Origin of the sequence: Stappia albiluteola, from assembly GCF_014050225.1 — a bacterium.
Lineage (GTDB): Bacteria > Pseudomonadota > Alphaproteobacteria > Rhizobiales > Stappiaceae > Hongsoonwoonella > Hongsoonwoonella albiluteola.
Genome location: NZ_JACFXV010000043.1, coordinates 391777 through 404494 on the forward strand (window position 1 = coordinate 391777; position 12718 = coordinate 404494).

9 protein-coding genes are annotated in these 12718 nt (G+C 61.3%); 7 read left to right on the forward strand and 2 right to left on the reverse strand.

The features are described 5' to 3' along the window. Positions 1 to 18: 18 nt before the first annotated feature. Both H2509_RS06105 and H2509_RS06110 read right to left on the reverse strand, forming a co-directional pair. Positions 19 to 1197, reverse strand: a complete 1179-nt coding sequence (locus H2509_RS06105) for a hypothetical protein (RefSeq protein ID WP_182163320.1) — start codon at positions 1195 to 1197, stop codon at positions 19 to 21. Positions 1198 to 1312: 115 nt separating this feature from the next. Continuing rightward, positions 1313 to 2224: a sugar kinase gene (locus tag H2509_RS06110; protein ID WP_182163322.1), complete on the reverse strand. Its 912-nt coding sequence runs from the start codon at positions 2222 to 2224 to the stop codon at positions 1313 to 1315. Positions 2225 to 2409: 185 nt separating this feature from the next. Between H2509_RS06110 and H2509_RS06115 the strand changes: the two genes are divergently transcribed. The 7 genes from H2509_RS06115 to H2509_RS06145 all read left to right on the forward strand — a co-directional run bounded on the left by H2509_RS06115 (position 2410) and on the right by H2509_RS06145 (position 12715). Next, entirely contained in the window at positions 2410 to 4014 is a 1605-nt protein-coding gene (locus H2509_RS06115) for an EAL domain-containing protein (RefSeq protein WP_209001813.1), read from the forward strand. 384 nt (positions 4015 to 4398) lie between these two features. Further along, positions 4399 to 7512 (forward strand): ATP-binding protein, encoded by a 3114-nt coding sequence (locus H2509_RS06120; RefSeq protein WP_182163324.1) that lies wholly within the window; start codon positions 4399 to 4401, stop codon positions 7510 to 7512. Next, positions 7509 to 8639 (forward strand): YcaO-like family protein, encoded by a 1131-nt coding sequence (locus tag H2509_RS06125; protein ID WP_182163326.1) that lies wholly within the window; start codon positions 7509 to 7511, stop codon positions 8637 to 8639. The genes H2509_RS06120 and H2509_RS06125 overlap by 4 nt, the downstream gene beginning before the upstream one ends. 4 nt (positions 8640 to 8643) lie before the next feature. Next, complete coding sequence (locus H2509_RS06130; protein WP_182163328.1) at positions 8644 to 9408, forward strand: TfuA-like protein; 765 nt, start codon at positions 8644 to 8646, stop codon at positions 9406 to 9408. Between the two features lie 77 nt (positions 9409 to 9485). After that, on the forward strand, positions 9486 to 10664 hold the full coding sequence (locus tag H2509_RS06135) for a gluzincin family metallopeptidase (RefSeq protein WP_182163330.1): 1179 nt from the start codon (positions 9486 to 9488) through the stop codon (positions 10662 to 10664). Positions 10665 to 10695: 31 nt separating this feature from the next. Next, positions 10696 to 11307 (forward strand): hypothetical protein, encoded by a 612-nt coding sequence (locus H2509_RS06140; RefSeq protein ID WP_182163332.1) that lies wholly within the window; start codon positions 10696 to 10698, stop codon positions 11305 to 11307. A gap of 127 nt (positions 11308 to 11434) precedes the next feature. After that, positions 11435 to 12715, forward strand: coding sequence for an amidase family protein (locus H2509_RS06145; protein WP_182163334.1), 1281 nt, complete (start codon positions 11435 to 11437; stop codon positions 12713 to 12715). Positions 12716 to 12718: the final 3 nt, after the last annotated feature.

Below are 12718 nucleotides of genomic sequence, written 5' to 3' on the forward strand. Positions count from 1 at the left end.
TGCGCCGCCAGCATTCGCCTATTCGCTATTGGCCCTGATCTCGACGGCCAGCACGTCCGGGAGCGTCTGGGGCGCGATCATCGCGGTGCCGATGAGCTGGGCAATCGGAACCGGGTTGGCTGGCGTGGCCACGGCTCGAAGCGACTTCGGATCCTTGAGGAACGTCGTCAGGGCACCGGCAACCTTGTTCTGGAATTCCGGGTTGCCGATTACCGAAAGCATAAGCGGCAATGCTCCAGTGATCTGCTCAACGAAAGTGGCTCGATCAGTGCCGACCTCCTGCGCCTGACGGTCGAGGACGCGCTCCACGATGGAGCTGTTTTCAAGGTCGATGGCTAGGTGTTCGACGCCAAGGCCCTGAAGGAGCCCCAGCGCCTTTTCCGGGTCGCCCTGGGCCTGCTCCAGGCGGGCAACGACTTCACGGGTTACTCCATTGATGCGGGCCGCGAAGGCGAGATTGCCGACCTCCTTGCCTGCGATGGCGAGTTTCTCGAGGTTGAGAATGCCTTCGTCGGGCAGCCATTTGCCTGTGCCCTCGACGGAAAGGGTCATGTCCTCATAGCCGAGGTCGGTCAGCATCTTCTGGCCTTCCTCATCGAGGTCCGCCTTGGAAAGCCTGATGCCTTCGATCTGGAACGAGCCTGCGGTCGGCGTGTCGCCGTCAAGTGCATCGACGGTCGCCGCCACGCGCTCGATCGGCACGGCGCCGCGGCCCTCTGCCTTCAGCATGATGCCGAGCAGTTCCGCGCTCTTGTAAAGGGGAGCGACGGCATTGTCCTTGCCGGCCTTGCCGACTTCCTCGGGAGAGGGGAACACGGTGCCGACCGTATGGAGGCTGTCGACGGTCACACCGCCGTCTTCGGCAGTCACGCTGATGTCGTTCAACCTGAAATCGGCAACCGTGAGCCGCTTGCTTTCAAGCACTTCGGCACCCTCGAGCCGGGCTTCGCCGATCTCAAGCTTTGAGACCTTGCCGTCGGCGGCGACATCCGCCGTTATTGCGTCGATGGAGATCACGCCGCCAACGTCCGAAACGGTCCCGATGGAGGTTACGGTCGCGCCGCCGGCCTCGATCGTGGTCAGGAAATGATCCGCTGTCGCATTGCCGGTGGTCTCGAAGGCGGATGCCGGGGCTGCCAGCGCGAGCCCACAGGCAAGCGCCAAGGAGAAGGAGGTCAATGAGACCCGCGATGTCATGTCGATGCTCCCTGTGATGGATTGGGACGTCGGGGCGTGCCTCCCGGCGACCTTACGATGCGCCCGTATCGGTGTCGCGGCAAGCCGGGTACGGGCATCGGCAGGCCCGCGAGCTTCACGACGCGCCCGCCGCATTTAGCAAGTCGGACCAGCGCCGCCTGGCCGCCTCGACGTCAGCGATTGTCGGCAGGCTCGCCTCGTTGCCGAGATGACGGATGGAGTGGGCGGAGGCCGTCCGGGCAAAATCGAGATGCTCGATCCAGGGCCTGTCGGGCGCACTCATGTAGGAATAGAGATAGGCACCGTGAAAGATGTCCCCGGCGCCACTTGTGTCCACGACTTCGTCCGCCGGCACGGGAAGTGCTGGAAGATGGGCAATCGGCGCGGCGTCATGGTACCAGTAGACGCCACGCTCGCCGAGTGTCACCGCGCCGACCTTGCAGCCTTTGGTGCGCAGAAATTCGAGCGTTTCCGCAGGCGAGAGCGACAGTTTAGCGCAGAAGAGCTCCGAAACCACGGCAACGTCGATGAACGGCAGCAACTCCATCGTGTCCTCGCGCACCGTGCCTCCGTCGAGCGAGGTGAGAATTCCGGCCTGCCGGCAGGTCCGCGCATAGTGGATCGCCGCGTCCGGCATGTGGCCGTCGACGTGGAGAGCACGGCAGTTGCCCAGGTTGAGCGGCTGGAAGGGATGAATGAAGGCGTTGTCCCGGCAGCGGACGATCGCGCGCTTGCCGTCATTCGGCATGATGAAGGAAATCGAGGATTCCCTGACTTTCCGGCCATGAACTGAAATGCCGTATTGCGCAGCCATGTCCAGGAACATGCGCGCGAGCCAGTCGTCCGCCTGCTGGCACATGAGGTCCGGCACGATGCCGAGTTTGGCGCAGGCAAACGCGGCAGTCACGGCATTGCCGCCGAAACTCACTGCGTAGTCGCGGGCAATCGTCTTCTCGTCACCGGTCGGCAGGTCATCCGTCAGGAACGTTACGTCTATGTAGGCCTGGCCGATGAATAGCGCCTGCATCGCATGCCAATCCCGTTGAATAGGATACTGCAAGTAGCTCTAGCCGCTTCGTCCGACCGCGTCCAGAAGGACGGGGCAAGCAGCGGTTGCGGCTCGCTGATATTCCGCATTTTGGATGTGATTCAGATACCGTTTACCAAACTCATTCATAAACTGAGGCTGATGCTGCTTGCCAGGTTCAGCCCGTGTCGCGACGCTATTCCACATTCTTGAAATCGCTTGCTATCGCGATCGTGCTCGCGGTTGCGCCTTTGGTTGCCGCGAATTTCATACTCGACAACTACGCCGAGACACAGGCGCGCGCAGAAATGAAGGCGATCGGTTCGCGTTATGTCGCCCGCGCCGAAAAAGCGATCGAGAATGCCGTTACGACGCTCCAGAAGCTGCACCGCAACGGCGTCACCACGTGCGCTGCACAGGACCGGGCCAGGTTCAGGGCGGTCATCGGCGAGGCGCCTTTCATCCAGAAGATCGGCCTTGTAGATGCCACGGGCATTCGTATGTGCATCGTGCCCGATCAGCCGATCGACGGCGAGGCAATCCTGCCGCCCTTGCGTGAGGATGCGCCGCTCGTCGGCATCGGCATGCTGAAGGCGGGCTTCGAGGGGACGCGGGTCGCCCTGGTCAGCTGGCGTCTGGAAAATGGCGTTCGCTTGTTTGCCGAACTGCCGCCGGCGGCGATTTCAATCGATCCGGGTCCCGACTACCTGCGGGCCTATCGGCATGTGGAACTCAGGCTTTCCAGCGACGTCGTGTGGCTCACTTCCGGCGAGGCAGAGTCCACGCAGCGTCTCGGCAGCGACATGCCGATGGTGGAGATCTCGTCGTCGAAGCAGTATCCGCTGCAGGCTATCGTCACGGCGCCGCGGTCGGCGTCCGGAACGCTGGTCCGGGACCTGAAGGTGATCACGGCGATCGCAAGCGCCGGTTTCGCGCTACTCTTCGTGATGGGCGGCGTCTGGATATCCTGGCGGCCCGACAACGAAGCGGAAGATGAATTCGTCCAGGCGATCCGCAACGGAGAGTTCATCCCCTACTACCAGCCGGTGATGGATATCGAGACCGGCAAGCTGCGCGGCTGCGAAGTGCTGATGCGCTGGCAGCGGCCGGACGGTTCGGTGATTTCGCCGGGCCAGTTCATGACCTTCGCCGAGACCTCGGGCCACATTTTCGAGATGACCCGGCAGGTCATGCGCAAGACCCGCGCCGAAATGGCCGATCTCTATCACGAGAATCCGGAGCTGAAGCTTTCGGTCAACTTGTTTGCCGGGCATTTCGAGGATCGCCAGATCGTCGAGGATATCGTGCAGGTCTACGGCGATTCCCGCATCGCCTATCAGCAGATCGTTCTGGAGGTGACCGAGCGCCAACCGCTCGGAAACATGGATCTGGCCCGCAAGATCATCGCGGAATTGCAGGCGCTCGGCGTTCGTGTCGCGCTGGATGATGTGGGCACGGGCCACGGCGGCCTTGCTTATCTGCAGCGGCTTGGCATCGATATCATCAAGATCGACAAGATGTTCATCGACTATCTCGGCACGGACGACAATTCGACGACCATCGTCGATACGCTTGTCGAGCTCGCCGACAACCTTGGCATGGGCATCATCGCCGAGGGCGTGGAAACCATGGAACAGATCGAGCGATTGCGCGCGCTCGGCGTCTCCGCCGCGCAGGGCTATATCTTCGCGCCGCCCTTGCCGGCGAAGCTTTTCATCGATCTGGCCAAAGCACTGGCCGCCAAGCCGGACGCCACCTTTGGCGAAGACTCGATCAAGCTTGTTGGCTAGGGCTCCGACCCTAGGGGAAATTACTTATCGGAAATTCCGCGAGAATTCCGAAATATTTCCGGGATTACCCGCTTGTCATCCAATGCCTTAAGAGGCACGATTGCACGGTTCGGCGAGTGAGGTGAGTATTCGCAATTTGCCCGTGCAGATCTCCCTGTTGCGGGAGCGTACGGCAACAAAAAAGCCTTCCGGCATTTTGCGCGATGCTTTCCGATGCATACCTTCCTTTCAGGGAAATGCCGTTTCGCGCACCATCGGGAGAGCCGGTATGCCTGAGCAGTTTCAGGTGCGAATGGCAAGGTGGCGCAAGGCGTTACGGAGGTGTCGCCTTGCCGTACATGCAGAGCCGGGGTGTTTGGTCCAATAGTCGGGAAGGCGGTAGCAATGTCGTTTGGCGAGCGACGTGAAGTCACCGCGTTATTCTACGATCTCATAGATTCTACAAAGCTGCTTACGCATTCCGACCTGGAGGAGTTCCAGGACGTGATTGCGGCTTTCCACGAGAAGACGAGCCGTGCCGTCCAGTCCCAGGGCGGATCCATCGGCGAGACTTTCGGCGATGGCGGCATGGCGTTCTTCGGGCATCCGGAACCGCTGGAGGATACGGCGACGGCGGCGATCCAGGCCGGGCTCGATATCGTGCAGGCCTGCCGCAGGCTTGCAGCCGAGGCGGGCCGCGACGATCTTCACGTTCGCATCGGCATTGCCACATCGGAGGTCGTCGTTCAGCTTGGCGAGGCCAAGATCGGGGCGGGCGTAACGGGTCTCGCGCCGACGCTTGCCTCGCGCCTGCAGGGGTTGGCCGAGCCGGACACCGTCGTGGTTGGCGAACGCACGAGAGAGCTGGCGAGGCGACACTTTTCCTACACGTATCTTGGCGCGCACAAGCTGAAGGGCCTCGATGAGGAACTCAATCTCTGGAGTGTCAAGCCGCGCGCCATCAGGGCGAGCCGTTTTCTTGCATCGGGTCGCCTGAGCACGCACCTGGTCGGGCGAAAGCGTGAGCTTGAGACGGCATTGGGTCTATGGAAGAAAGCGGCGTCAGGGCAGGGACAGACGCTGGTGCTGACAGGCGAGGCAGGGATCGGCAAGTCCCGCTTTGCCTACGAAGTCTTCCGTCGGACGCGTGCGGGACGATCCCGCTTGACCGTCCTACAATGCGATCCGCGAAGCTCCAACATTTCCATGTTTCCGCTGGCCGAACTCGTCAGGGCTTCCTCGGGCCTTGGCGAAGATATCGGGGCCCACGGCCTGGGTGCCGTGGCGGATCTGATGCAGGGCGAAGGGATCAGCGATCCCGAAGTCATCGAGACGATCGCATTTGCGGCCGGTGTCGCACCTGCACCCAACGGGCTCGCTGCCGAGGTGAACCCCCAGCGGGTGCGCGATCGCATCGTCTGGGCGATACATGAGGTTCTGGCCGCCTGGGCACAGGCCGGGCCTGTCATCATCGCGGTGGAAGACCTGCATTGGATCGACCCGACTTCGCTCGACCTTCTCAAGGATCTGACTGACTGGATAGCCGACAAGCCTATCCTTCTGGTGCTGACGATGCGTGACGCGCAGGGCTGGCTGGAGAGCCGAAAGGATGTCACGCATATTGCCTTAAACAGACTGCAGGCAGACGAGATCGGCGATTTCGTTGCAAAGCTCATCCCTGGCGACGATCAGGATGGCGGGCGGGAGGCGGCCTTGCCGCTGATCTATCAGCGGACGAACGGAATCCCGCTTTTCCTTGAAGAACTTCTGCAATGGCTGAAGAACGAACCTGGAAACGGGGATGTGGATACGCTGACGAAGCTTTCCAACGCCCGGATATTCAGCTTCGAGAACCTGCTTTCGGCAAGGCTCGGCGCAAGCCGGCTAGCCAAGAGCGTGGCGCAGGCGGCTTCCGTGATCGGCCATGCCTTCGACGAAGAGACGCTCTGGTCGATCCTTCCCGACGTCGCCGCGAATGACATAACCCACGCGCTGGACGACCTGGTGGAAGCCAAGCTGCTGGTACGAAGACGTGACGGAAGCGGCGGAACCTACGATTTTCGCCATGCGATGATCGAGGAAACGCTCTACGGCACCTTGCTGCGCAAGTCCCGCAGCGCACTGCACGAGAAGATCTATCTTGCCGCAAGCGCGGGCACGGCGCGCACGAAACTGGGTCCGGCGCGGCTCGCCGAGCATGCGGAACGGGCCGGCCTGTCGAAAGAGGCGGTGCGGAATTTCATTGCTGCGGCAAAGGAAAGTTCCATTCGTTCGGCGGTCGTCGAGGCACGGCATTTTCTGGAGCGGGCATCCAGGTTGCTGGAGGCTATCAATCCGGACGACGAACGCGAAAAGCTTGAACTGACGGCGTTGGCCGCGCTTGGGCCGATCCTCACCAGCACGCAGGGAACGCGCTCTCCGGAAGCCTGTCGGCTTTATGAAAGGGCGGTCGAGATTGCCCGCCGCCGTCCGATTCATGAGCAGGCCCAGTGGTTCCCGATCTATTGGGGCTGGTGGTATACGGGGGCCGATTTCGGCATTCAGCGCGAACGGGCGGAAACGGTCATGTCTGACCTCAGGCAGGTCGCCGATCCGGAAGTGCAATTGCAGGTCCAGCATTGCGTCTGGGCGATCGATTTCAACATGGGGCGGCACGACACTTGCGTAGCGGCGGTTGATGCAGGCCTTGAGCTCTATCAGGCCGGCCGCGGCCGCGAAAGCCTGACGCTTTATGGCGGCCACGACCCCCGCGTCTGCGGACTCGGACAAAAGGGCCTGTCGCTCTGGTTCAAGGGTTTTCCCTCCCGGGCCCTCGCTTCTGTCGAGGAGTCTCTTCGATGGGCGCGTGAGATCAGGCATATGGGCAGTGAATGCCATGCCTGCGACATCGCCGCGATGCTGCATCGATATCGCAGGGATTACGGGTCATTGCGGGAAGTTATTGGCAATATGCGCGAGTTGGCGCGCAAGCACGATCTGCCGTCCCTGGACGCCAAAAGCATGATCTTTGAAGGCTGGTGCATGGCGGAGCTTGGCGACCCGGCCGCCGGTGGGACGGCTGCGGAAGAAGGTGCGGCAATCCTTGCGGGGATTGGAACGCGAGAGGACTTCCCCGTTTATTCCGAGATGCGGGCGGAAATCCTCGCCATGCAGGGGGAAACGGCCGCCGCGCTAAGCCTGCTGAACGAAGCGCTGGCGGAAGCCGAGGCGACCGGCCATCGCTATTGGCTGGCAGAGCTTTACCGTCGCCGGGCGCTGGTTCTTGATCAGCGCGGCGAGGGGAAGACCGAAGTGGTGGACGCCCTCAACCGGGCGCTTGCGGTGGCGCAGGACCAGGGAGCGAAGCTGCTCTTCCTTATGGCCTATCATACCGCACTGGAGCTTGGGGTTGCCGACGAGATCGAGCCCGAGTTCCATCAACAGGCTCTGGCGGCGGCGAAAACGGTCGAACAATCCACCGAGATGGCAGCGTTGCTGGCCTCGATTGCAGCGAAGGCTGGCGCGGCTTTCCCGGGATGACGGGACTCCCCACCAGCGACGCGCTGAAGCGCCTGCTGCCGCTGGCGCCGAGGCTCGGCATCACCCGGATCGGAGACCTTACCGGTCTAGACCGGATCGGTATTCCGGTTGTCCAGGCCGTAAGACCGCTCGGTCTTGCAAATTCCGTCACCCAGGGAAAGGGGACGAGCCTGGATGCGGCAGCCGTTTCCGCGATCATGGAAGCTGCCGAGCAGTTTTTTGCAGAACGCGTTGACGTCATGGACCCAGTGATGGCTACAGCCCTGGAGTTGGGTGCCGATACCGCATCCTTCGGGCTTCACCTGCTGGAAGGTGTTGCTGAGGATTGGCATCGACGATCGCTGGCCTGGTTGCCGGCGGAAGACCTGCTGGGCGGCCCTGGCGGCTGGTTGCCGATGGAACTGGTGCACACCGCCTATATAGATCCGCCACTGGCATCGGACGGAGTATTTGAGGCTTCGACCACGGGCCTTGCCTGCGGCTTCTGTCGGCAGCAGGCACAGCTGCACGGGCTTCTGGAATGTATCGAACGCGACGCCATCGCCCGGGCGCAGCAAACGCACGGTTTCTTCCATCGCTTCCGGTTCGAGCCCCAAACGCTCGAAGACGAGACGCTGACTTTGCTGATCGAAATGCTCCAGGCAGCGGGGCTGATTGCCGCATTCTGGGCAGCAGATGCGGCGGGGAATGTGCCGACCGTCTGGTGCCAGATCATGGAAGATGAAGGCGCGGTGCCGTTGATGCCGTTGCCCGCCGAAGGATTTGCATCTGCGCTCGACTTCAAACGGGCGTCGCGTGGGGCCCTGCTGGAGGCCGCGCAGTCTCGGCTTGCGGCGATATCCGGCGCAAGGGACGATATCAGCCGGCTTGCATTCCCCGCCCGCTTCGACTGGGAGGCGATCGACACCCATCGCCGCTTCCTGCGCGAGGGAAAAAAGTCGTTTTGCTATGAGGATCTCGCGAACCGGGAAATCAGCGGTGGCTCGGCGCTCGACCCAGTCGTGGAACGCCTTGCTGCCGACGGAATTACCTCGGTCCTGCATGTTGCGCTCGACAACACACCGTGCCCAGAGATTTTGGCGAGCCGCATATTCGTGCCCCAATTCTTGCCGCTGCGGGAGGCATGAAGCGATGGCGGCTAATTCGGCGAACGATTTGCCCGTTGTCTTTCTCGGTCCCTCATTGCCGCGCATCGAGGCGGAGCAGGCCCTTGCCGCTCATTACCTTCCGCCTGCCTCACAAGGTTCGGTGGTGAGGGCAGTCCTTGACTATCGTCCACCGGCCATCGTGCTGATCGACGGCGCATTCCAGGGAGAGCCGGCGGTCAGGCACAAGGAAATCCTTTGGGCGCTTTCGCAGGGTATCCCGGTATTCGGAGCTTCCAGCATGGGCGCGCTCCGCGCGGCGGAACTGGCGCCTTTTGGAATGACGGGCATCGGTTTGATCTATCGCTGGTACAGGCGCTTTCCTTTGCTGGCCGACGATGCGGTGGCGGTGCTGCATGGCCCGGCCGAACTTGGCTCCATGCCACTCACCACCTCGCTGGTCGATTTGAGGCGGACCTTTCGCCGGGCGGAACGAGAGGGGGTCATCGATGCACAGCAGTCGGCAAGGCTGTGTGATGTGGCCGCCATGCTGAATTTCCGCGACAGGACGATCCTGCGCGCGGTGGAAAGAGCGGTCGGGCTCAAGGGAGATAGTTCGCGGGCGTTGGAAATAGTCGCGAGCCTGACGCACTGTATCGTCATGCAAAAGAAGGGCGATGCCCTGGCTGCGCTTCGATTGGTTGCAAAACTTATCGATAAGGGCGGCCTTCCCAAGCCGAATCCCATTGAGTTCGTAACAACGACAACCTTTATTAGAGACCTCGTTCACAGCGGCATAAGGCTGACATGAGGTAATATGTTGCTCATCGCGGCCTTTTAAGGGCAAGAAGAAGGTAGTAACGTTGCGGCATCGTTAGGGAGCTGCATATGCTGTCCGCCCCTCCGACGAGCAATCCTGCGAGCTTGGGCACTCGATTTCTGATCTATCCGCAGGCACCGCATGTGCCGGGATACGGCACGCCCGAAACCGTGTGGATCTCGACCGACCCGGCCTCTCTGCAGCCTGGCCCTGCGGATCGCCGCATCTATGTGCGCGATCCGGCGCTGCAGAAAGATCCTTACGAGTTTCCCTATCTGCCACCGTTCACAGGCGAGACGTTCGAGCCGGCGACGGCCGGGCCCGACGGGCACTTCGATACCATTCCCACATCGTCACGCGCGTTTGTTTCCGCACATGCCTTTGCCTGCGTGAGCCGTGTGCTTGATATCTGGGAAAGTTACCTTGGAAGGCCCATCGACTGGCATTTCGCCGAAACGTACGAGCGGCTTGAAATCATTCCGTGGCTCGATTGGGAGAACGCCCAGTCGGGCTACGGCTTTTTGGAACTCGGCATCGAGCGCGATGCGTCAGGTGAACCTTTTCCCTTCGCGCTGAATTTCGACACCATCGCCCATGAAGTCGGGCATTCGATCCTGTTTTCGCTGATGGGCGTGCCGGAGGACGGGCGCTATACGCCGGACTTCGGGGCGTTCCATGAAGCGTCCGCCGATCTCGTATCTCTGATCTCCTTCCTGCATTTCGACAGTGGGCTTGACCGCCTGCTGCGGGGTTCGCAAGGCAACCTGCTGACGCTGAACGAGTTGAACCGGATCGCCGAACTTGCCGGCGAACGGCAGATCCGCCTCGCCAGCAATTCCCGCCGCATGTCGGAAGTAACCGGCGAGATCCACGATCGCTCGCGTCCCTTTACCGGGGCCATTTTCGATACGATCGCGGATACGTTCCACGGCTTGCTCGTAGCCGACGGATTGGTCGACGAGCGCCTGCTCGACCTGGACATCCGGGAGTTCGACGAGGCTCTGCTCGAGCATATCAACGCCTTCACCGCAGATGCCTATCGCGCGCGGCCTTTCCTCTTCAAGGCCGCACTGACCGAGGCGCGGGACTTTGTCGGCATTTCGCTGGCACGTGCCTGGGATCGATTGCTGCCGGACGGGCTGAATGTCGAAGACGCGGGGCTTGCGGTGATCGAGGCCGCCGACGAACTGAGGCCGGGGCTTGCCCGGCAATTCGAGATCAATTTCCGCTGGCGGGAGATCGTATGACGGCGGAGAACCTTCGAGGGGAGATTGGAATATGAGCGATTTTCACAAGCCGACCTATTCTTTGAAAAATCCGGACGGAAGTTCCAAGGCGTACAATCCTACGGAAGTGCGCCTGTACGGCCTATCGGGAAGTCAGAGTATTTTGGCGAAAGGCGCGAACTCATTTGAAGTCAGCTCCGGAGGCAACAGGTTTAATATCTCCGTAAATGCAGGGGCGTCAGGAGCGAAAAAGGGTGGTTCGCCGGCTTCGATACCGGGAATTTCTCTGATAAATATCTCAAATACATCTTTGGGATCGATTGTTGCCCTTCTTTGCCTGAACTCCTCTCCCGACGATGAGCTCGAGGCGGGTGTGATTTTCGGCTATTCGTATGAAGGGCACTGCTATGACCTGCCGAAGCCGAAAGTGATGCTGATCCCGGCGCAGGGTGTCGACATTCCAGCCGACGATTGCGGATATCACAACAAGCCGGATTACAAGGTCTGGGTGGTCGACAAGCTCGACCAGTGTATCGAAATCGAGGTGAATCAGGGCTTTATCGAACAGGTGGTTCTTGAAGCGAACCTGCCTGGCAAGCGTTCTCCCTCAACCTACCGGGCAACGATGGCGCTAAGCCACAGGAGCGGGCGCCTGACCGAATAGGTTTGCGCCGCCGTCGAGAAGCCCAGGCTCAGTGCCTCGAGCATAGTCTTGTCGTTCTGGTTGGCTCGATCTGAACGGAATATGCTCCGGCCGGAAGAAGGGTGATTCCGGCGGCAAGAGGCGGCAGATGGGAACGATCGTCGAAAAGGCAAGAAGCGCAATTGCCCGCGTTGAAAGCATGGGCGATCGGGCGACCGGCATTTTCACGGAATTCGACCCGCAGCGAATCCTCGATGATGCAGCAAGAGCCGAAACGGCGGTGGAGGGCAGTAGCAGGGCCCTTCCGCTCGCCGGCATGCTCGTGTCCGTGAAGGACCTCTTCGACGAGGCGGGATATCGGACCACGGCGGGCTCAAGGCTTCTTGCCGACCAACCGCCGGCAGGGGCCGACAGCGATGTCGTGGCCCGCATGAAAGCGGCCGGTGCCGTGATGTTCGGCCGAACCGCGATGAGCGAATTCGCTTATTCCGGCGTTGGCTTAAACCCACACCATGGAACGCCCGGCAATGCACTGGACGCCAGCCGCATTCCTGGTGGATCGACGTCGGGAGGCGCGCTGACGGTCGCGCTTGGCATCTGCGATATCGCGCTTGGCACTGACACCGGCGGTTCCGTTCGTATCCCCGCTGCAGCGAACGGCATTTACGGTTTCAAGCCCAGCCAATCGGCCGTTTCAAGACAGGGCGTGCATCCGCTGTCGCAGACGCTGGACAGCGTTGGGCCGCTGGCGGGCGACCTGACAACGACGATTGACGCATTCGAGGTGATGAGCGGGGGGCGGCGGCCGAGCGCCAAATCGCGTCGCGAGCCGCTTCGACTCGCAAAGCCCCGCGGGGCTCTCACCAACGAACTGGACGAACCGATTGCCGATGCGTTCGACGATGCCTGTGAGAACATTGCCAAGCATGGTCACGAGATACGGGAGATCGAACTCGGCTTCCTGCAAGATGCGCTTTTCGTCAACAAGATCATCGTTTCCGTCGAAGCGCATGCGATCTATGCGGGCTCGCTCCACAGGCTGGAGGAAGTCGGCGACCCTCGCGTGCTGAAGCGCATACGTTTTGCCGAAACTTTGTCGAAAACGGAGATACAGGACGCCTACCGGCTGCGCGCCGACACCGTGCGCCGATTTGGCGAAGTCCTGACCGGCTTCGACGGGCTTCTGGCCCCGACCCTGCAGATCCTCACGCCGACGATTGCGGATACCGAAGCGGATTTCGACCGGCTCAATGCCGCCATGCTGCGTAATCCGTCGCTGATCAATCTGGCGGATGGCTGCGCGATTACAATGCCAGTGGGTGGGGGAGGCGGTGGCCAGGCTCACGCCTTGATGATCGCCGGGTCTTCGGGAACGGACTGGCGAATCCTCGATATCGCCGAAACCTTGAGACCGATGCTTCCCGCCTGAAGG